Annotated in this window: 19 protein-coding genes; 9 read left to right on the top strand and 10 right to left on the bottom strand. The window is 70.6% G+C overall.

The features are described 5' to 3' along the window. Positions 1-133 precede the first annotated feature (133 nt). From ACWEJ6_RS33180 to ACWEJ6_RS33160, 5 genes are all read left to right on the top strand, one after another. Complete coding sequence (locus ACWEJ6_RS33180) at positions 134-1,267, top strand: ROK family protein (protein ID WP_387681259.1); 1,134 nt, start codon at positions 134-136, stop codon at positions 1,265-1,267. Between the two features lie 153 nt (positions 1,268-1,420). After that, on the top strand, positions 1,421-2,332 hold the full coding sequence (locus ACWEJ6_RS33175; RefSeq protein ID WP_357976243.1) for an ABC transporter permease: 912 nt from the start codon (positions 1,421-1,423) through the stop codon (positions 2,330-2,332). Positions 2,333-2,343: 11 nt separating this feature from the next. After that, positions 2,344-3,210 (top strand): carbohydrate ABC transporter permease, encoded by an 867-nt coding sequence (locus tag ACWEJ6_RS33170; protein ID WP_352325035.1) that lies wholly within the window; start codon positions 2,344-2,346, stop codon positions 3,208-3,210. A 16-nt stretch (positions 3,211-3,226) separates the two neighbouring features. Continuing rightward, positions 3,227-4,849: a hypothetical protein gene (locus tag ACWEJ6_RS33165; protein WP_452428890.1), complete on the top strand. Its 1,623-nt coding sequence runs from the start codon at positions 3,227-3,229 to the stop codon at positions 4,847-4,849. Between the two features lie 26 nt (positions 4,850-4,875). Then, positions 4,876-6,045, top strand: coding sequence for a Gfo/Idh/MocA family protein (locus ACWEJ6_RS33160; protein WP_387681253.1), 1,170 nt, complete (start codon positions 4,876-4,878; stop codon positions 6,043-6,045). A gap of 46 nt (positions 6,046-6,091) precedes the next feature. Here the strand turns inward: ACWEJ6_RS33160 and ACWEJ6_RS33155 are convergent, their stop codons facing one another. From ACWEJ6_RS33155 to ACWEJ6_RS33125, 7 genes are all read right to left on the bottom strand, one after another. Beyond that, positions 6,092-7,177, bottom strand: a complete 1,086-nt coding sequence (locus tag ACWEJ6_RS33155) for an SPFH domain-containing protein (protein ID WP_352361641.1) — start codon at positions 7,175-7,177, stop codon at positions 6,092-6,094. A 4-nt stretch (positions 7,178-7,181) separates the two neighbouring features. Next, positions 7,182-7,613, bottom strand: coding sequence for an NfeD family protein (locus tag ACWEJ6_RS33150; RefSeq protein WP_352324976.1), 432 nt, complete (start codon positions 7,611-7,613; stop codon positions 7,182-7,184). A gap of 90 nt (positions 7,614-7,703) precedes the next feature. Next, positions 7,704-8,855, bottom strand: a complete 1,152-nt coding sequence (locus ACWEJ6_RS33145) for an Ig-like domain-containing protein (RefSeq protein ID WP_452428887.1) — start codon at positions 8,853-8,855, stop codon at positions 7,704-7,706. Between the two features lie 78 nt (positions 8,856-8,933). Beyond that, entirely contained in the window at positions 8,934-10,037 is a 1,104-nt protein-coding gene (gene fahA / locus ACWEJ6_RS33140; protein WP_357976260.1) for a fumarylacetoacetase, read from the bottom strand. Continuing rightward, positions 10,034-10,792 carry a hypothetical protein gene (locus ACWEJ6_RS33135; protein ID WP_452428884.1) on the bottom strand — a complete coding sequence of 253 codons (759 nt, stop codon included), beginning with the start codon at positions 10,790-10,792 and terminating at the stop codon, positions 10,034-10,036. Before ACWEJ6_RS33135 ends, fahA begins: the two co-directional genes overlap by 4 nt. Next, complete coding sequence (locus tag ACWEJ6_RS33130) at positions 10,789-11,958, bottom strand: homogentisate 1,2-dioxygenase (protein WP_358298814.1); 1,170 nt, start codon at positions 11,956-11,958, stop codon at positions 10,789-10,791. The genes ACWEJ6_RS33135 and ACWEJ6_RS33130 overlap by 4 nt, the downstream gene beginning before the upstream one ends. A 77-nt stretch (positions 11,959-12,035) precedes the next feature. Then, a complete protein-coding gene (locus ACWEJ6_RS33125) occupies positions 12,036-12,665 on the bottom strand; it encodes a helix-turn-helix domain-containing protein (protein WP_352361631.1) in 630 nt (209 codons plus the stop codon). An 84-nt stretch (positions 12,666-12,749) separates the two neighbouring features. Between ACWEJ6_RS33125 and ACWEJ6_RS33120 the strand changes: the two genes are divergently transcribed. The 3 genes from ACWEJ6_RS33120 to ACWEJ6_RS33110 are packed head-to-tail and all read left to right on the top strand — an operon-like array spanning position 12,750 to position 15,119. Further along, a complete protein-coding gene (locus ACWEJ6_RS33120) occupies positions 12,750-13,388 on the top strand; it encodes a hypothetical protein (RefSeq protein ID WP_452428882.1) in 639 nt (212 codons plus the stop codon). Positions 13,389-13,427: 39 nt separating this feature from the next. Next, positions 13,428-14,582 carry an NAD(P)/FAD-dependent oxidoreductase gene (locus ACWEJ6_RS33115; RefSeq protein WP_452428880.1) on the top strand — a complete coding sequence of 385 codons (1,155 nt, stop codon included), beginning with the start codon at positions 13,428-13,430 and terminating at the stop codon, positions 14,580-14,582. Positions 14,583-14,639: 57 nt separating this feature from the next. Then, positions 14,640-15,119, top strand: coding sequence for a hypothetical protein (locus tag ACWEJ6_RS33110; RefSeq protein ID WP_387681236.1), 480 nt, complete (start codon positions 14,640-14,642; stop codon positions 15,117-15,119). On the opposite strand, the gene ACWEJ6_RS33105 is transcribed toward ACWEJ6_RS33110, so the two are convergent. Beyond that, entirely contained in the window at positions 15,111-16,361 is a 1,251-nt protein-coding gene (locus tag ACWEJ6_RS33105; RefSeq protein ID WP_452428877.1) for an MFS transporter, read from the bottom strand. The two genes, ACWEJ6_RS33110 and ACWEJ6_RS33105, sit on opposite strands and share 9 nt — an antisense overlap. 272 nt (positions 16,362-16,633) lie before the next feature. On the opposite strand from ACWEJ6_RS33105, the gene ACWEJ6_RS33100 reads away from it, so the two are divergent. Further along, positions 16,634-17,920, top strand: coding sequence for a hypothetical protein (locus ACWEJ6_RS33100; RefSeq protein ID WP_397161646.1), 1,287 nt, complete (start codon positions 16,634-16,636; stop codon positions 17,918-17,920). A 39-nt stretch (positions 17,921-17,959) separates the two neighbouring features. Here ACWEJ6_RS33100 and ACWEJ6_RS33095 read toward each other — a convergent pair whose 3' ends face one another. Together ACWEJ6_RS33095 and ACWEJ6_RS33090 are read right to left on the bottom strand one after the other, a co-directional pair. Then, entirely contained in the window at positions 17,960-19,144 is a 1,185-nt protein-coding gene (locus ACWEJ6_RS33095) for a PucR family transcriptional regulator (RefSeq protein WP_452428875.1), read from the bottom strand. Between the two features lie 62 nt (positions 19,145-19,206). Continuing rightward, positions 19,207-19,407 carry an EF-hand domain-containing protein gene (locus ACWEJ6_RS33090; RefSeq protein ID WP_352324961.1) on the bottom strand — a complete coding sequence of 67 codons (201 nt, stop codon included), beginning with the start codon at positions 19,405-19,407 and terminating at the stop codon, positions 19,207-19,209. Positions 19,408-19,478 lie beyond the last annotated feature (71 nt).

Below are 19,478 nucleotides of genomic sequence, written 5' to 3'. Positions count from 1 at the left end.
GCCCGCTCCCCTCGGAACATGTCCATCGAGGGATTCTTAAGTGCCCCCACAGCTCAGCTTCACGCGGCAGCGGGACCAGGCACAATTACGAAATAAGCTTGAAGATGACCTGCCCGGCGACTCGGAGGTATCGGTGCGACAGCAGAGCGGCGACGCCTCGCTTCTGCGCAAGCTCAACTCGGCGGCCATCCTGCGCGTGCTGCGCGAGGCCGACGTGGCCACGCTGTCGGAGCTGGCCAGGTCCGCCCGGGTGTCCAGGCCGACGGCCGAGGTCATCGTCGACGACCTGGTCACCGAGGGCTGGGCGGAGGAGTGCGAGGAGGAGGCCGGCGACCGCCAGCGAGGACGCCCGGCCAAACGCTTCCGGTTCCGCGCCTCCGCGGGGCACGTGCTGGGCGTCGGCATCGGCGGTTCCAGCCTGCGCGCCATGCTGGCCGACCTGAACGGCACGATCGCCGTCACCCGCCGCGCGCCCAACCACCGCGACATGCCCGCCGCCGAGCGGCTCGACCAGATCGTCGGGCTGGCCACGGAGACCGCCGCCCAGGCCGGGCTGGCGCTGGCGGACGTCACCGTCGTCGGCGTGGGCACCACCGGCACGGTCGACGGCTCCGGGCGCGTCGTCAAGAGCATCGCCCTGTCCGACTGGACCGGCCTCGACCTGCAGGGCGAGCTGTCGGCCCGGATCCCCGCGCCGGTGCTGGTCGAGAACGACATGCGCCTGGCCGTCCTGGCCGAGCACTGGCGGGGCGCCGCGCAGGGCCGCGACGACGTCGTCTACCTGTTCACCGGCGACCGCATCGGCATGGGCCTGCTCATCGGCGGCCGGCCGTACCGGGGGGCGCACGCGGCGGGCGGGGAGATCGGGGCCCAGCCGAACAACAACTGGACCGCCTTCCGGTACGTCCTCGACTACGCGATGGCCGTCGAGCCGGGCGAGCTGCGCTCCAGCCGGCAGTGCGCCGAGTTCGCGATCGCCCGGGCCCGCGCCGGCGACGAGCGGGCGGGCCAGGCTGTCAGGGAGTTCGCGCGCGGCCTGGCCGCCGGGCTCGTCACGGTGGTCAACCCGCTCGACCCGGACATGGTCGTCATCGGCGGCAGCCTGTCCTCGGCCGGAGACCTGCTGGTCGAGCCGGTACGCGAGCTGTTCGAGGAGTACTGCCTCTACCCGCCGGAGGTGGTGGCGTCGGGGCTGGGCAGCGAGTGCATCACGCTGGGCGCCGTCCGGTTTGCCCTCGATCAGGCAGATCGCCTGCTCTTTACGTAGCCAACTTGGCTAATTAGATAACCGTTCTGTCACAGGCATGTCGCTGTGCGACATCGATCCAGCAAGCATGCTCAGATCTGATCGCTTTAACCTAGTTATTTGCATAAATCGGTACTAGCCTCCAGCCATCCCGACCCGACTGGAGGTGAGCGTGTGGCCGCTGTCACCCTGCTTGAGCGGCTGAAGCGCGACTGGACGCTGCTGGCCCTGTGCCTGCCCGGCGTCCTGTACTTCGTGGCCTTCTTCTACGTGCCGCTGCTCGGCAACGTCATCGCCTTCAAGGACTACGCGCCGTTCCTCGGCATCGCGGGCAGCCCCTGGGTGGGCCTGGACAACTTCGTGATGCTGCTGGAGGAGCCGGAGTTCTGGAGCGCGGTCGGCAACACCCTGCAGATCACGGCGCTCCAGCTCGTCCTGTACTTCCCGGCCCCGATCGCGCTCGCGCTCCTGCTGAACTCCCTGATCGGCCACCGCGTCAAGCGGTTCATCCAGACCGTCGTCTACCTGCCGCACTTCCTGTCGTGGGTGGTCGTGGTGGCGATGTTCCAGCAGGTCATCGGAGGCGCCGGCACGGTCAGCTCGTTCCTGAACTCGCACGGCATCACCATCGGCAACCTGATGTCGAACGCGGACACGTTCAAGCTGCTCGTGACGGCCCAGGTCATCTGGAAGGACTGCGGCTGGGGCACGATCATCTTCCTGGCCGCGATCACCGCGATCGACATGAGCCAGTACGAGGCCGCCGCCATCGACGGCGCCGACTGGAAGCGCCGCCTGTGGCACGTCACGCTGCCCGGCATCCGCTCGGTCATCCTCATGATGCTCATCCTGCGCCTGGGCGACATCCTGTCCGTCGGCTTCGAGCAGATGGTCCTGCAACGGGAGGCCGTGGGCGCCGGAGCGGCCGAGGTCATCGACACCTACGTCTACTACCACGGCATCCGTGACGGCGACTGGGGCATGAGCACCGCCGCCGGCCTCATGAAGGGCCTCATCGGCGCGGCGCTCATCTACGCGGCCAACAAGCTCGCGCACCGCTTCGGAGAGCAGGGGATCTATCGATGAGGCCGCCGTGGATGGAACGCCCGACCATCGCCGGGCGCACGCTCAAGTTCGTCGTGCTGACCGCGATCACCGTGGCCGTGCTGTACCCGTTCGGGCTGGCCGTCGGCACGAGCCTGATGGGCCGCGCCGAGAGCATCGCCAACGGCGGCAGCTACGTGCTCTGGCCCTCGCACCCGACCTTCGAGGCGTACTCGCTGATCCTGTCCGGCGGCGCGGTCACCCGGTCGGTGCTGATCAGCATCGGCATCACGCTCACCGGCACCGCGCTCAGCCTGATCTGCACGGTCTTCCTCGGCTACGCGCTGTCGCGGCGCGGCATGCTCGGCGGCAAGCCGATCCTGCTCATGGTGCTGGCCACGTTCCTGTTCACGCCGGGCATGATCCCGAGCTACCTCATGGTCAAGGAACTCGGCATGATCGACACCTACCAGTCGCTCATCGTGCCGGTGCTGGTCAACGCGTTCAACGTGGTCGTGGTCAGGTCGTTCTTCCAGAACCTGCCCGAGGAGCTGTTCGAGGCGGCCCGCATGGACGGGTGCGGCGAGTTCCGGATGATGTGGCGGATCGCGATCCCGCTGTCCAAGGCGGTGATCGCCGTCGTCGGCCTGTTCTACGCGGTCTCGTACTGGAACACGTTCTTCACCGCGATCCTCTACATCAACGACCAGACCAAGCACCCCATCCAGGTCGTGCTGCGGCAGTTCATCTTCCGCGGCACCTCGGCCACGGGCTCGGACGTCGCGATCGTGCGTGACCTGCCCGCCTCGTCGGTGCAGATGGCGGTGCTCATCATCGCGCTCGTGCCGATCCTGCTCGCCTACCCATTCCTCCAGAAGTACTTCACCAAGGGCGTCCTCACCGGCGCCATCAAGGGCTGAGAACCCGGGAGCAACCATGTCATCCATCATGTCCCGTCGTGGATTCCTCGGACTCGCGCTCGCCGGCGCCACGGTCGCCGGGCTCGCGGCCTGCGGCGGCGAGAGCGGCCCCGCAGGCGTGAAGAAGGGCGGCGCGGATCTGTCCAAGAAGCTGACGCTGCCGACGTACACCGCCGCCAAGATCCCCACGCCCGACCTGCCGATCGACGCCGGCCAGGACCCCGCGTACCTGAAGTACCCGAGCGAGCTGGTCAAGTCGGTCGCCACCGCCCCGGGCGACGGCCAGAAGATCACCTCGCTCACCCAGACGTGGGACGTCGCGCCGCCCGCCCCCGGTCAGAACACCTACCTGCAGGAGCTGGGCAAGGCCCTGGGCTCCGAGTGGAGCATGAACATCGTCGTGGGCGACGGCTACCCCGACAAGTTCAACGCCATCATCGCCAGCGACGACCTGCCCGACCTGGTCTGGTTCCCGCCGAACCAGGGCCTGCAGCGGGTGCCCGAGCTGCTGGCGGCCAAGTTCCACGACCTGACGTCGTACCTGAGCGGCGACGCGATCAAGAAGTACCCGAACCTGGCCAACCTGGGCGACGTGACCTGGAAGTCCGCGGTCACCGATGGGAAGCTGTACGGCGTGGCGGTCGCCTACAGCCGCTTTGGCCAGGTGTTCCTGGTCAACCAGGACTACTGGCAGCCGGTCGGCGGCACCGAGTTCACCGGCGCCGACGACTTCCTGGCCAAGGCCAAGCAGCTGCTCGACGTGAAGAAGAACAAGTACCCGCTCGAACCGAGCTACTACAACCACGTGCACATGTTCAGCCACTGGTACGGCGCCCCCAACACCTGGAAGCTGACCGGCGGCAAGCTGATCCACCAGTTCGAGACGCCCGAGTACCAGGCGGCGCTGGAGCTGGCGGTCAAGTGCTTCAAGGCCAACCTGTTCTGGCCCGACCCCGCCCTGCCCACCATCAAGGACAAGGTCGCCAACGGCCAGATCGGCGCGTACGTCGAGTCGTTCCCCGGCTTCCTCAACGACGCCAAGACCCAGAAGTACAACCTGGGCGCGATCGTGCCGTTCGCGGCGACGCCGTCGTCCAAGCCGGTCTACAACGCCGGGCTCGGCTCGGTGGGCTTCACCTCGATCAGCAAGAAGGTGGACGCCAAGCGCATCGAGACCCTGCTCGGCGTGCTCAACTACCTGGCCGCCCCGTTCGGCACGGAGGAGTACGAGCGCGTCAACTTCGGCGTCGAGGGCACCCACTTCACCAAGAAGGACGGCGACCTCGCCTTCACCGACAAGGGCAAGGCCGAGGTGCCCACCACGCAGCAGCCGCTCTCGTTCGTGATCGGCTCGCCGTCCGCGCTGTTCCTGCCCGGCCAGCCCGAGCGCACCAAGCTCATCCACGACTTCGAGACCAAGATCGCTCCCATGCTTCAGGAGCGCGTCACCACCGGCCACTTCTCCGACACCTACACCCAGAAGAACGGCGAGCTGAGCACCATGGGCAAGGACATGGTCGACGACATCGTCACCGGGCGTAAGTCGATGTCGGACTGGCCGGCCTTCGTCAAGAAGTGGCTGGGCAGGGGCGGCGAGGCGATGCGGGCCGAGTACGAGGCATCCATCGCCAAGGGCTGATCGTTCTACCGTTTGAAAGGACACTTGTGGAAGACCTGCGCATCGGAGTCATCGGGCTCGGCCTGCGGACGAGTCTCGCCCTGGCCGCCCACCGGCCGGGCAAGGGCTCGGTCGTGGCGGCGCTGTGCGACTCCGACCCGGCAGTGCTCAAGAAGCAGTCGGAGCGGTTCGAGGCGGAGTTCCTGACCGGGGAGTACCGCGAGCTGCTCGACCGGCCGGATCTCGACGCGATCGTCGTCAACACCCCCGACGACACGCACGAGCGCATCGCCATCGACGCCCTCCAGGCCGGCAAGGCCGTCTACCTGGAGAAGCCGATGGCCATCACTGTCGAGGGCTGCGACAACATCCTGCGGGCCGCCCGCGAGACGGGCAGCCGCCTGTACGTGGGGCACAACATGCGCCACATGGGCGTGGTGCGCCTGATGCGGGACATCATCCGCAAGGGTGTGATCGGTGAGCCCAAGACCGTGTGGGTACGCCACTTCGTGTCCTACGGCGGCGACTACTACTTCAAGGACTGGCACGCCGACCGCACCCGTACGACGGGCCTGCTGCTGCAGAAGGCGGCGCACGACCTCGACGTGATCCACTGGCTGGCCGGCGGCTACACCACCCGCGTGAACGCCCTCGGCGACCTGATGGTCTACGGCGACCTGCCGCGCCGCGAGCCCGGGACGCCCCGGCCGGAGGGCTGGCTGCGGGAGTTCGAGTGGCCGCCCACGCAGCGGCGCGACCTGCACCACGTGATCGACGTCGAGGACGTGTCGGTCATGAACATGCGCCTGGACAACGGCGTCATCGCCGCCTACCAGCAGTGCCACTTCAGCCCCGACTACGTGCGCAACTACACGGTCATCGGGACCGAGGGCCGGCTGGAGAACTTCGGCGACGGCCCAGGGGACACGGTCAAGGTGTGGAACACCGGCCCCACCTCCTACCGGGACGACTGCGACATCGCCTACCAGGTGCCGGCCGCGCAGGGCTCGCACGGTGGGGCCGATCCGCAGATCATGGCCGAGTTCTGCCGGTTCGTCACGGAGGGCGGGGCGACCGACACCTCACCCGTGGCGGCCAGGATGAGCGTCGCCGCCGGGTACATGGCCACGATGTCGCTGCGCGACGGCGGCATGCCGTACGACGTGCCGCCGCTGGACCCGGAGCTGGCCGCGTACTTCGACAACGGCCAGCGCTGAGCGGCGCCGGGGCCGGGCGGGGGAACCCGCGCGGCCCCGGCGGACGTCAGCGGCCGGTGTCCTTGGGGTCGCGCTCGCGCTCCAGGTCGGGGAACGGGGACGGCTCGTTGACGGCCTGGGCGATCTGGCGGGGGCCCTTGGGGCTCTCGGCCTCCTGGGCGTCGGCGACCGCCTCGGCCGCCGCCTCCGAGGCCGCCGCGATCTCCCGGTCCAGCTCCTCCGACGGCCGGGGCTGCTCCTCGCGGGTGGCGGCCGACTTCGGCAGCGCCTCGGTGAACGCCTTCGAGACGCCCTGCAACGCCGAGGTCACCTCGCTCGGGATGACCCAGAACGTGTTGCCGCTGCCCTGGGCGAGCTGCGGCAGCACCTGAAGGTACTGGTAGGCCAGCAGCTTGGGGTCGGGGTCGTTGCGGTGGACGGCCTGGAAGACCTGGTCGATGGCGCGCGACTGGCCCTCGGCCTCCAGGATGGCGGCCGAGCGCTGGCCCTCGGCCCGCAGGATGCGGCTCTGCTTGTCACCCTCGGCCGTGAGGATCTGCGACTGGCGCTGGCCCTCGGCGTTGAGGATCGCGGCCCGCTTGTCGCGCTCGGCCCGCATCTGCTTCTCCATCGCGTCCTTGATGGTCTTGGGCGGGTCGATGGCCTTGACCTCGACGCGGTTGACCCGGATGCCCCACTTGCCGGTGGCCTCGTCGAGCACGCCGCGCAGCTGGCTGTTGATGGTGTCGCGCGAGGTGAGCGTCTTCTCCAGGTCCATCGAGCCGATCACGTTACGCATGGTCGTGACGGTGAGCTGCTCTATGGCCGTGATGTAGTTGGCGATCTCGTACGCCGCCGCCCGCGGGTCGGTGACCTGGAAGTACAGGACGTTGTCGATCTCGACGACCAGGTTGTCCTCGGTGATGACCGGCTGCGGGCGGAAGGTCACCACCTGCTCGCGCAGGTCGATCATCGGATAGACGCGGTCGACGTAGGGGATGACGAAGTTGAGACCCGGCTTGAGCGTGCGGTGGTAGCGGCCGAGCCGCTCCACGTTGCGGGCCCGCGCCTGGGGCACGATCCGCACGGCCTTGAGCACGGTGAACGCGGCGAAAAGGATGATCAGCAGTCCGGCTATCAGCAACGGGTCCATGTGGTCACTCCCGTGGATACACGAGGGCCGTGGCGCCCTCGATCTCGATGATGTCGACGGTCGCCCCGGTGGGGATCACCAGGGTCTCGTCATAAGCGCGTGCGGACCACTCCTCACCCCCGATGCGGACCCGCCCGTCGCGGCCCGTGACCTCGGAGACCACGTACGCGGGCTTGCCGACCAGCGCCTCCACGCCGAAACGCTGCAACGGCGGCTGCTGAAGATGGCGGACGGCGAGCGGCCGGATGACCACCATCCCCGCCGCGGACGACAGGGCGAACACGAGGATCTGCAAGGGGACGGGCAGCCCGACGGCGGCCGTCACGGCGGTCAGGAGAGCGGCCACGCCCAGGAGCCCGAGGGCCGCCGTGAGAGTGAACAGTTCGGCCACACCGAGGACGACTGCGAGGATTATCCAGATGACCCATTCATCCATGCTCCGGCCCTCCTGAACCTATAACGGGCCTGTGTGTAGGACTGGTTCCCCCTTACCACCGTAATCCCCCATTCGTCCGCAGAGCACCCGTCACCGGCCGGTCGCCGGGGCGGTCAGGGCGCTTCCCAGGATCCACTTCTCCCACGGAAGTTGCCAGAAGCCCCATCCGTTGTCCCATTCCAGCCGGCGGGCGGTGCCCGTGATCAGTACCGGGTCGCCGCGCAGCGAACCGGCGTAGAACCAGGCCGCCTGGTCGGGGCGGGCGTTGATGCAGCCGTGGCTGACGTTTTCCCTTCCCTGGGCCCACACGTTGTCCTTCGCGTGCACGTACTCGCCGCTGTTGGAGATGCGCACGGCGTGCTCGATCAGCAGGTCGTAGTAGCCGGGGTCGCCCTTGGCGCGGCCTGGGGAGATCATCCGGACCGGGTTGCCCTTGTCCATGGTCAGGTGCATGCCGCTGGTGGTGGTGTATTCCCGCGTGGTGGCCATGCCGGCGCTGATGGCCATCTGCTGCACCACCCGGCCGTCGCGGCGCACGACCATCTGGTGGGTGCGGGCGTCGACCGTGCTGGTCTGCCGGCGGCCCACGGTGAAGGCGAAGGTGGAGTCGAGGGTGCCGTAGACGCCCGGGGCCGGGCGCACCCCGGCCAGGTGGGCGCTGACCATCACCTGCTGCCCCGAGGCCCAGAACCGGCGGGTGCGGTAGACCACCTGCGTGTCGCTGGTCCAGCGCCAGGCGCCCTCGGCCGGGGTCTTCGTGGTGACCTCCAGCGACCGCTCGACGGCCGCCTTGTCCTGGATCGGGGTGTCGAAGTCGATGACGACCGGCATGCCCACGCCCACGGTCTCGCCGGGCAGCGGCGCGGTGGCGGCCACCCCGAACGTGTGCTCGGCGGCGCGGGTGCGGAAGCGGCCCATGGAGACCGTGGACGGGCCGTTCTCGCCCGCGGCCGTGGCGGTGACGGTGTACTCGGTCGCGGGTTTGAGCGTCCAGTCGGAGCGCCACCTGGTGTGCGAGGCGTCGAGCCGGCCCGGGACGTGCTCGCCTCCCTCGTAGACCAGGACCTGGGTCAGCCGGCCGCCCTGCGCCGTGATGAGCAGCCCCTTGTCGGGACGGGCCCGCTTGGCGTCGAAGGCGGGGGAGACGTGCACGACCGCGGGCGCGGCCGGGGAGTCGCCGACGGGACCGCAGGCGCAGCAGGCCAGGAGGAAGGCGACACACAGGATCGCGGCACGCCGCACGTCACTCTCCGAGGGCTTTCCGAGGGAAGGGGACTTCCCAGGTTAGCGGTGAGTGACGGTCGAAGCACCTTGAGTTACTTATCCGATGGTTCCGGACACCTCGCCCAATGTCAGGCCGCCCGCGGTGGCCCGGATCGTCACCGTGTCGCCGTCCTGGAGGAAGGTGCGGGTGTCGCCGCCGGACAGCTTGATCGGTTCGGCGCCGTTCCAGGTCAGCTCGATGAGCGAGCCGCGCTCGTCGCGTTCAGGGCCGGAGATCGTGCCGCTGGCGAACAGGTCTCCGGTGCGCAGGGAGGCGCCGTTCACGGTCATGTGGGCGAGCATCTGGTCGGGCGTCCAGTACATGCTCGGGTACGGCGGGCGCGAGATCACGTCGCCGTTGAGCACGACCTCGACGGCGATGTCCAGGCCCCAGTCGCCCTGCCTGCGCAGGTAGTCGAGCGGCTCGGGGTCCTGCGGGCGGCCCGGGACCCTGGGCAGCGCCTCCAGCGGCGTGACCCACGGCGAGACCGAGGTCGCGAACGACTTGCCCAGGAACGGCCCGAGCGGCACGTACTCCCACGCCTGGATGTCGCGCGCGCTCCAGTCGTTGACCAGCGTCACCCCGAACACGTGGTCCTCGAACGCCCCGGCCGGCGAGCCCAGCTCCGACGGCACGCCGACCACGAACCCCAGCTCGGCCTCGATGTCGAGCTTGGCGCACGGCCCGTAGACCCCGGCCCTGAGCTGGCCGTGCGGGCGCCGGACCGGCGTGCCGGACACGACGACCGTGCCCGACCTGCCGTGGTAGCCGACGGGCAGGTGACGCCAGTTGGGCAGCAGCGGCTCGGCGTCGGGACGGAAGATCCGGCCGATGTTGCTGGCGTGGTCGAGCGAGCAGTAGAAGTCGACGTAGTCGGCCACCTCGAACGGCATGTGCAGCCGCACCTGGTCGAGCGGGATCAGGTGGCTCTCGGTGACCGAGGAGTCGCCGGTCAGCTTGTTCTGGATGAGGGTCCTGGTGTCGTGCCAGGCCGAGCGGCCCCTCGCCATGAACGGGTTGAGCGAGGGGGCGGCGAACACCTCGTCGTGCAGCGCGGCGGCCAGGTCGAGCACCTTGTCGCCGTACCTGACGCCCACTCTGGGCGATTCGCCCTGACGGGAGAACACGCCGTAGGGCAGGTTGTCCACTCCCCAGCTCACTGAATCACTCCTAGCGTCTGCAGGTCCTCGACGGGCGTGCCGGTGCTGCAGGAGCCGTAGCTGACCAGCAGCCGCCGCGCCCGCTTCGCGGTCTCCTCGGTCACGGCGCCGGCCAGCCGCACGAGATGGCCGACGTCGGTGGTGCGCAGCACGGGCGCGGGGTCCCGGCCTTCCACAGCCTCGCAGACCGACAGCAGCAGGTTGAGGAAGCCGTGCCGGTCGACGCCGAGGCTCGGGTCGAAGTGCCGCACGGCGTGGTGCAGCCCGGCCGTGGCCTTGAACGGGACGTCGGCCTCGACGCAGGCCCGGACGAACGCCGCGAGGTGCTCCACCGACGGGAACGCCTCGGCCTTGAGCCCGCCGCAGCGCACCTTCAGCCCCACCCCGTCGGGCACCCCGGCGACCTTCCGGTCCGGCGGGACCTCGACGAACAGCCGCACGTGCGCCGGCAGGCCGAGGCGCCGGGCCAGCTCGGCGACGGACTCGTCGGCCCCGAGCGGGATCTCGACGAAGTCCACCGGCAGGTCGCCGAAGTCGGGGAGCTCGGGCGTGTCCACGATCAGCCCGATGCGCCGCGGCCGGTAGGCGTGCCCCCGCAGCCGGTCTAGCCGGCTGGCCGGGCAGAGGAAGCGGTGGGTGAGCACGCCGTTGCCGTGCTCCAGGTCGCGCTGGTTGCGGGCCAGCGCCTCGTCCATGTGCAGCGACGTCGGCGGGAACAGGCCCGCGTCGTCGACCAGTTCGCTGAAGAGAGTCATCGTGCCCAGGTCCATGCGTAGCCGGGATCCTCACAGGACAGCGCGCCCGGCCCGAGGTCGAGCGGGCGGAAGGTGTCGACCATCACGGCCATCTCGCTCGTGGTGGTGACGCCGCGGGCGACCGCGTCGATCACCGCCTCGACCGCGCCGGGCTGCGGGCCGTGCGTGAACCCGGCCGGGTGCAGCGAGACCGAGCCGACGTCGATGCCCGAGCCCTTGCGCGCGGTGTAGTCGCCGCCCACGTAGAACATGAACTCGTCGGAGTCCACGTTGTGGTGGTTGTACGGGATCGGGATGGCCTCGGGGTGGTAGTCGAGCGGCCGCGGGCAGAACGAGCAGACCACGAACCCGGGCCCCTCGAACGTCTGGTGCACCGGCGGCGGCGCGTGCGTCTTCTTCACGATCGGCTCGAAGTCGTCGATGTTGAAAGCGTACGGATAGAGGTAGCCGTCCCAGCCGACCACGTCGAAGGGGTGGTTGCGGTAGACCAGCCTGGTCAGGCCGCCCCGCGTGCGGACCAGGACGGGCACCTCCTCGCCCTCGGCGAGCAGGGTCTGCGTGGGGGCGCGCAGGTCGCGTTCGCAGTACGGCGCGTGCTCCAGGAACTGCCCGTACTGCGACAGGTAGCGCTTGGGCGGCCTGATGTGCCCGGACGCCTCGATGGCCAGCACGTTGACCTGCCCGTCGGGCACCCAGCGGTGGATCGTGCCGGTCGGGACGACGACGTAGTCGCCCTCGCCGGCCTCGATGACGCCGTAGGTGGACTCGAAGCGGACCGAGCCGCGCTGCACGTAGACGCACTCGTCGCCCATGGAGTTGCGGTACAGCTCGCTGGGGCGGTCGCTGGTGGCGTACGACAACCGGACGTCGGCGTTGCCGGCGAGCAGGATGCGGCCGTCGACCAGGTCACCGGCGCTGGACAGCTCCTGCGTGCGGAAATGGCGCGGGGAGAGCGGCAGATTGGGCTCCAGCCGCGTCGCGGACGCGGGCGTGACCGCCTCGGCCTTGATGATCGCGGTGGGCAGGTGGCGGTGGTAGAGCAGCGAGGAGTCGGACGAGAAGCCCTCCTCGCCCATCAGCTCCTCGGCGTAGAGGCCGCCGTCCGGCCGCCTGAACTGCGTGTGCCGCTTGCGTGGCACTTCCCCAACGACGCGGTAGTACGGCATCCGCCCTCCATGTTGTCCGCTTATCGGACGCATGTGTCCTCTATGTGTGACCACCGTCCGACATCGGTGTGGAGATGTCAACCCAGCGCGGCGGCCAGCTCGGCGGCCGCCGCCACCACGCGCGGCCCCGTCTCCTCCTCCAGCGGGCCGAACGTCACCACCCCCACCGAAGCCTCCAGCCACGGCAGCCCGGTCACGGGCGCGGCGATGCCCCGCGCCCCCACCTGCAACTGCCCCTCCGTCACGAGGTATTCGTCGCGCCCCTCGCGCAGGGCCAGGATCGCCCGGCCCGCCGCGCCTTTCGCCAGCGGATGGCGCGACCCCTCCCGGTAGGCCACGTGCAGATCGGTCCAGGACGGCTCCACCACCGCCACCGCCAGCCCGTCGTCGCCCTCGGCCACGGTCAGGTGCGCGGTCGCGCCCACCTGCTCGGCCAGCCGCCGCAGCGTCGGCACCGCCGCCGCCCGCAGCAACGGCTGCACGGCCTGGGCCAGCACCAGCACCCCGAACCCGAGATGCACCCGCCCTTCGGCGTCGCGGCGGACGAACCCCTCGTTCAGCAGCGTCGTCAGCAGCCGGTAGACCACCGGCCGGCTCAGCGACAGCTCGGTGCTCAGCTCGGTCGGGGTGCGCCCGCCCTTCCCGTCGGCGAGAAGTCGCAGCAGGCGCAGCCCGCGTTCGAGCGTCTGGGCGGATTCGGCGGCCATGACTTCGATTATGGAGTGACGGCTGACCAGTGAAAGAGCACGGTGAAGGGGTACGTAGGGACGAGAGGCGTCGGGGGGGTGGAGATGCGGCAGAGGTGGCTGTTCCTGGTCGCCGGGCTGGCTCTCTGCGCCCTGCCGCCGGCCGTGCCGTCGCTCACCACGCCGATCGCGTACATGGCGAGGGAGACCCTGATCGACCCGCCGCCGCGCGCGGAGGGCGACCGGCTGGTCGAGAACACCTTCTACCTCACCCAGGGCATCACGGTGAGCCAGTGGCTGCTGCCGGTCGCCAAGGGCGTGACCTTCCGTCCCGGCTACGTCGCCGTGGGGGTCAGCGTCGACGCGGGCGGGCGGCTGTCCGGCACGCCCTCGCGCGTGGGCACGTTCATCGCCCCGGTCCGGCTCTGCGCCGGGCACTCGTGCGACGAGCAGCTCATCACCCTCGTCGTGCTCGGGAACGTTCCATGGGAGCCGCGCGAGCTGACCTTCCCGGGCCGGGCCGGCGTCCCGCTCGCCGGCGAGATCGGCATCAACGGCGGCCCCCCGGGCGTCGTCCCCACCTTCAGCGTGACTGACCACGCCAAGCTGCCCGCGGGCGTGACGATCGGCCCCGACGGGCATGTGGGCGGGGTGCCCCAGGCGGCCGGCATCTCCGAGGTCCCGGTGCGTGTCTGCGTGGCGGGCAACTGCGCGGGCGTCGTGGTCCGGTTGATCATCGTCTGAACCCTTGCGCGGGCCGGTTCCTGCGGTCACGGTGGTTCCATGAAATCGGTCATTGTGGTCGGAGCCGGTATATGGGGGTCGTCGCTGGCGTTGCGGCTGGCCGAAACCGGCTGGCAGGTGACTCTGGTCGAACAGCACAAGCCCGGACACGTCCGGCAGGCCAGCGCGGGGGAGACGCGGCTCCTGCGCTGCGCGCACGGCGCCGACGACTGGTACGCGCGGCTGGCCTGGGAGGCGCGGGAGGGCTGGCGGCGGCTGGGCGAGCGGGCCGGCGAGGAACTGTTCCTGGAGTCGGGCATGGTGTGGTTCGCGGCCCGGCCGGACGGGTGGGAGCACGCCAGCGCCCAAGTACTGAAAAATCTGGACATCCCGGTTGAGGTGCTCGACCCGGCGGACGGCCGGCGCTTCTTCCCCGACTACCGCGGCGACGACCTGAGCTTCCTGCTCCGCGAGCCGCACGCGGGCGTGCTCAGGGCGCGGCGGGCGACGCAGGTGACCGCCCGGCTGGCCCAGGCGGCCGGCGTCCGGCTGGTCAGAGGACGGGCGGCGCCCGTGCCGGGGCTGAGCGCGGTCGAGGTGGACGGCGAGGTGCGGCGGGCCGACCGCGTCGTGTGGGCGTGCGGCGCCTGGCTGCCCGGCCTGTTCTCCGTGCCGGTCACGGTGACCAGGCAGGACACGGTGCACTTCGCCGCGCCCGCCGCGTGGTCGTCCCCCGAGACGCCCGCCTGGGTGGACTACGGCTCCTCGGCCTACGGGCACGGCGACGTGGACGGGGTCGGCATGAAGGCCACCTCCGACGCCGAAGGGCAGCCGTACGAGCCGGAGGAGGGCAGCCGGGCGGTGGACCCGTCCGCGGTCGAGCAGGCCCGCGACTACCTGCGGCGCAGGTTCCCCTCGCTGGCGGCCGCGCCGGTGCTGTTCAGCCAGGTCTGCCAGTACGCGCTCACCCCCGACGCCGAGTGGATCATCGCCGAGGACGCGCCCGGCGTGTGGCTGCTCGGCGGCGACTCGGGCCACGGGTTCAAGCACGCCCCGGCCCTGGCCGCGTACGTGGCCGAGATCCTGGACGGCGAGCGCGCCCCCGAGCCGCGCTTCGGGCTCGGCCACGAGCGCGTGGTGGCCCGCGGCCTGCGCACGAGCGGAGACCTCGGGGTAGGGCCCGCCTCACCGGGATTCGGGGGACGACGGGCGTGATCGGCGCGGGCGCGCGGATCAGACTTTCCCTGTAGCCGAAACGACAGGGAGCCCGCCATGACCACCGCCCTCGCCTCGCAGACCGCCGAGCCTCGTACCCCCCAGCCGCCGCCCGTCGTGCACGCCGCCGCGCTGCTGTGGATGTCCGCCGTCGCGGCGGGGGCGTTCGAGACCGTGCTCGCCGTCGGCAGGGAGCTCTACGAGGGCACTTCGGGCGTCCTGGACCTGCTGCCCGGCGCCGGTCTGCGGGTGGCCGTCTTCGCCGCGGCGGTCTTCCTGGCGCTGCGGATGCGCGCGGGGCAGAACTGGGCCAGGCTCACGCTGGCCGTGGGGCTCGGCGTGTTCGGCACGTTGTCGCTGGTCGTGGGGCCGATCCAGTGGCTGCTGCACGGCGGCTCGATCGCCGGGGCCGCCGCCGGGGCCGACGTGGTGACCTGGCTCTTCACGATCAGCCGGGTGCTGCACGTGACGGCCGTGCTCGGGGCCGTCACGCTGATGTTCCAGCCGAGGGCCAACGCCTGGTTCCGCTCAGAGTGAGACCGGCTCGGGCTCCGGCTCGGGGGCGCGCAGGTTGCGCACCCCCGGCGCGGTCAGCGCGGCGAGCGTGGACAGCACGACGAGGGCGGCGCAGCCGAGCAGCGCCCCCTCGGTGCCGAAGGCCACCGCCGCCGGCGCGGCCAGCATCAGCCCGATCGGCCCGAACATCAGTGACCCGAGCGCGTCGTACGAGCTGACCCGCGACAACGACTCCGCCGGGATCTCGCGCTGCATCGTCGTCTGCCACAGCACGCCGAAGACGTCGAAGCACACGCCCAGCACGAACGCCCCCGCCACGATCGCCCACAGCGGCGCGTCCAGCCCGAGCAGCACGTACGGCAGCGCGGTCGGCAGGCACAACAGCGTGCCGAGCAGGATCGGCCGGCGCGGACGCAGCCGCAACGACACCAGCACCCCGGCGATCGTCCCGACGGCCTCGCCCGCCAGGAACGCCGACCAGGCCGCCGGCCCGCCCAGCGTCTCCTTGGCCAGCAGCGGCCCGAGCACGCCGTGCCCGGCCTGGATCGCCATCACCAGCACCGAGAACTGGGCGACGACCACCCAGATCCACTGCCGCGAGCGGAACTCCCGCCACCCGTGGCGCAGGTCGGCCAGCACCGAGTGCCGCTCGGCCGCCACGCGCTCGGCGGGGGTCGGGCGCAGCAGCGCGATCAGCACGCCGGCCACCGCGAACATCGCACCGCTGACCAGCAGGGCCCAGCCGCCGCCGAACCACAGCACCGTGGCGCCGCTCAGCACCACCCCGGCCACGCGCGAGGCGTTCGCGCCGAGGCCGAGCAGCGCGTTGCCGGCCTGCAGCCGCTCGGCGGGCACGATCTCGGGGATGATGCCGGTCAGCGCCGGGAACATGACCGCCGTGCCCACGCCGCAGGCCGCCGCCGCGACGCTCATCACGGGCAGCGGCGCCCAGCCGGTCAGCAGCATCGCCGCCAGCGCGAAGTAGCCCAGCGCCATGAGCAGCTCGCCGGCCATCATCACCCGCTGCCGCGGCAGCCGGTCCGCGATCACCCCGCCGATCAGCATGAACACGATCATGGGCAGTGACTCGGCGGTGAGCACCACCGACAACGTCGTGGCGTCCGCGCCGGGTAGTTCCAGGATGCCGAAGGCGAGCGCCACGGGCGCGAAGGCGCTGCCGAGCATGGAGATGGTCCGCGCGGACAACAACAGGGCGAACTTGCGGTCGCGGAGCAGCCCGAGGTCGCGGAGATAGCTGTGCACTGGGCCGGTCCCCTCGAAAACGTTCAAATCCGTCCCAGTCTGCCGCTTGTGGCAGTGCGGTGTCGTCCCAATATTCGTCATGGGGGTGACGGGGCCGGTCGGGAAGCGCGGGCGGAGGGATGATCGTCCTGCGGCCTCGCCCGCGCTCGACTGCGACGCCTACTGCGCGTCGAGAACCGCGTGAGGATCGCCGTGGATCTCATTGAAGGTTGTTGATCGTCCCGATATTGTGCTATCTGCCCACGATCGCCCCCCATGGGAGTAAAGGCGCCATGCGACTGCGGAAGATCTTCGTCATCGGACTGGCCCTGTCGTTGCTCGGCGTCGGAGTTCCCGCCTGGTCGGAGGACGATCCACGGGGCTGCAACGACCTGATGTCCGCCGACACCCCGGCGTTCGTCGTCTGCCGCTGGCTGGCCACTCCCGAGGAGGCCGCCGACATCGCCCGGTTCTGGCTGGACAACGACGGCAAGAACATGATCGACTCCGGCCCGATGCACGAGATCGTGGTCGACTGCAGCGAAGCGGGCAACGAGTGCGCGACCGACTCCGAGGGCGACGGCGAGATGCACGACGTCGGCTCCCCGGACGTCGACGGCGCCGAGGACGGCGGCACCCCCGACCAGTGCCCGGACGGCCAGAAGTGCCACGTCGACCCCGACGGGATCTCGGCCGCCGCCAAGACGGCCGCCGCCGAGAGCCCGGCGGGCCAGGCCGTGAAGAGCGCGGTCGAGGCCGGCCTGCGGACCTGGATCGAGACCGAGCTGGCCGACGACTACAAGGCCGGCAAGCTGGCCGAGGCCGCCAAGAAGGTCGCCGCCCTGGCCGCGCAGCCGGGGGTCGCCGGGATCAGGTTCACCTCGCAGCTCGGCTACAACCAGACCTTCGCCACGGCCGAGGAGCTGGACAAGTTCGTCACCGAGGCCACGACCGCGCTGCGCAACCTCGTGCCGGGCAGGAAGCTGGCGGCGCACACGGTGGTCCCGCTGTTCGGCTGCGGCGCCAACGACGCCTGCAAGGCCGAGATGACCAAGAAGTACCCGCTGCTCGACCCCGCCCGCATCGGCGCCTGGCTCTCCGGCGGCCAGATCGACCAGCTGACCCTGGACACCGGCCACCTGGCCACCGAGTACGCCACCTGGAAGATCGACGCCGCCGAGGCCCAGCGCAACCAGTGGATCCAGGTCCGCGCCCGCGCCTGGGACGCCTACGCCCAGATCGCCGCCGAGGACGCCGGGTTCACCGCCGCCGGCACCTCCAAGCTCACCGCCGAGCAGGCCACCCAGGCCATCACCGACCGCATCGCCGCCCCGCTCCAGGCCGACGCCGCCGAGACCGTCGTCCTGTGGAGCCGCTGGCAGGACGCGCAGGGCCAGGTCAACCGGGTGTACGGCGAGAAGTGGGCGGCCAACACCACCTGGGACCAGCTCAAGAAGCTCGGCACCGTGCGCCCGCGGCTGGCCACGGTCTACGACTACAGCAGCCCCGAGGCCGACGTCGCCACGGACATCAAGAACCTGTCCGAGGTCTTCGGCCAGGTCTACCTGCACACCGCCTGACGGCAGCCGCCCGGCCCCGCCCGGTCCTCGCCGCGCCGGTCACGGCCCGGCGGCGATGAGGGCCTGGCGGGCCCTGAGCACGATCTCCAGCTCGAACCGGACGTCGGGATCGGCGAGCTGGTCGCCGTAGAGCTCTTCGAGCTGCCGCAGCCGGTAGCGCACGGTCTGCGGATGCACGTGCAGCCGGGCGGCCACCTCGCCGGCGCCCCGGCCGTGCCGCAACCAGGCCAGCAGCGTCTCGGCCAGCCGGTCCTGCTGGGCGGGCCGCAGGTGGGCCAGCGGCGCGAGGCGGGCCTGCGCCATGGCGCCGACCAGCTCCTCGTCCTTGAACACCACGAGCGTGGCCATGTGGTCGGCGCAGCGCAGCAGCCCGCGCGGCAGCACGCCGCGCCGGGACAGCTCCAGCGCCTCGCGCGCCCACCTCAGGGACGTCGCCGCCGCGGCCAACGGCACCGCCGGGCCGATCGCGGCACGGTGGCCGCGCAGCGCGTGGTCGAGCAGCTGTGCCTGTCCCGGCCCGTCCGGGTCGGGCACCAGCAGGCACGGCGCGGGCCGCTCCAGGCCGCCGAGCACGTCCGGCGGCAGCGCGGGCGCCCGGTACGTGCCGTGCCGGTCGTCGAGCGCCACGCCCGCCACGGTCCGCGGCAGCCGCCATCCGGCGGCCCTGGCCAGGTCGGCGACGGCCTCGGGGGCGGCGGGCGGCCGGCTGAGCAGCAGGTCGAGCAGGCGGTTGCGGCGGCGTTCGAGCTCGCCGGCGGCGTGCGCCCTGGCCTCGTCGAAGCCCTGGGCGGCGGCGTCGGCGAGCCGGTCGAGGCAGACGAAGATGGCCTCGCCCAGGTCGTACAGGGTCTGCGGGGTCAGGCCGAGCGGGTCGGCGATCTCCGTCAGCCGCCGCCAGCAGACGCGGGCGCCGAGCCGCATGGCCGTCTGCAGCGGCTCCAGGTTGCGGCCCTCGGCCGCCTCGCCCTTGCCGATCATGCGGAACGGCTCGGGGTCGAAGGGGGCGCCCGGGTTCTCGATGCGGTCGAGGAAGCCGTCGATGGCCTCCTCGACCGCCATCTTCACGACTTTGATGGAGATCTCGTCGGCCGGTCGGGCGTACTCGGGGATCCGGGTCCGGATCTCCTCGACCACCTCGGCCGAGACCTTTCCGATGCCCGCCCTGAGCGTTCTCACGATGTCCGCGGGGAGCCCGGTTTCGTTGATGTCACTCTTGATGGCCATCGTCCCTCATGTCGCCATTGTGGCTCAGGCGACAAGACTTGCCTAGCAAGAGCTTGTTTCTGTCATTTCTGCAGGAATGCGCCGAACTCGTCCACGTCAATCAGGCCGTCGCCGTCCTTGTCCAGTTTCCGCACGCCTTCCTGGGCCGCGTCCAGCGTGATGGGCTGGCCGAGGATCTCCATCAGGCGGACGAGTTCGACGGCGGAGATGCGGCCGTCCTTGTCGACGTCGATGAGGTCGAAGGTGATGGCGTGGTCGCTCATAGGGGGTGCCTTTCCTGTGTTACCGGTGCGTCGGGTCAGACCTTAGTGGCGACTTCCCGAAACGTGCCGAT

The sequence above is a fragment of the Nonomuraea sp. NPDC004702 genome (genome assembly GCF_053601695.1).
This window is presented reverse-complemented; position numbering and strand designations above follow the sequence as displayed.

Coding starts and splice junctions, on each gene's coding strand:
- ACWEJ6_RS33170 (WP_352325035.1), top strand. CDS start 2,344: ATGGAACGCCCGACCATCGCCGGGCGCACGCTCAAGTTCGTCGTGCTG.
- ACWEJ6_RS33165 (WP_452428890.1), top strand. CDS start 3,227: ATGTCATCCATCATGTCCCGTCGTGGATTCCTCGGACTCGCGCTCGCC.
- ACWEJ6_RS33155 (WP_352361641.1), bottom strand. CDS start 7,177: ATGGACCCGTTGCTGATAGCCGGACTGCTGATCATCCTTTTCGCCGCG.
- ACWEJ6_RS33150 (WP_352324976.1), bottom strand. CDS start 7,613: ATGGATGAATGGGTCATCTGGATAATCCTCGCAGTCGTCCTCGGTGTG.
- ACWEJ6_RS33135 (WP_452428884.1), bottom strand. CDS start 10,792: ATGACTCTCTTCAGCGAACTGGTCGACGACGCGGGCCTGTTCCCGCCG.
- ACWEJ6_RS33130 (WP_358298814.1), bottom strand. CDS start 11,958: ATGCCGTACTACCGCGTCGTTGGGGAAGTGCCACGCAAGCGGCACACG.
- ACWEJ6_RS33125 (WP_352361631.1), bottom strand. CDS start 12,665: ATGGCCGCCGAATCCGCCCAGACGCTCGAACGCGGGCTGCGCCTGCTG.
- ACWEJ6_RS33120 (WP_452428882.1), top strand. CDS start 12,750: ATGCGGCAGAGGTGGCTGTTCCTGGTCGCCGGGCTGGCTCTCTGCGCC.
- ACWEJ6_RS33115 (WP_452428880.1), top strand. CDS start 13,428: ATGAAATCGGTCATTGTGGTCGGAGCCGGTATATGGGGGTCGTCGCTG.
- ACWEJ6_RS33110 (WP_387681236.1), top strand. CDS start 14,640: ATGACCACCGCCCTCGCCTCGCAGACCGCCGAGCCTCGTACCCCCCAG.
- ACWEJ6_RS33100 (WP_397161646.1), top strand. CDS start 16,634: ATGCGACTGCGGAAGATCTTCGTCATCGGACTGGCCCTGTCGTTGCTC.
- ACWEJ6_RS33095 (WP_452428875.1), bottom strand. CDS start 19,144: ATGGCCATCAAGAGTGACATCAACGAAACCGGGCTCCCCGCGGACATC.
- ACWEJ6_RS33090 (WP_352324961.1), bottom strand. CDS start 19,407: ATGAGCGACCACGCCATCACCTTCGACCTCATCGACGTCGACAAGGAC.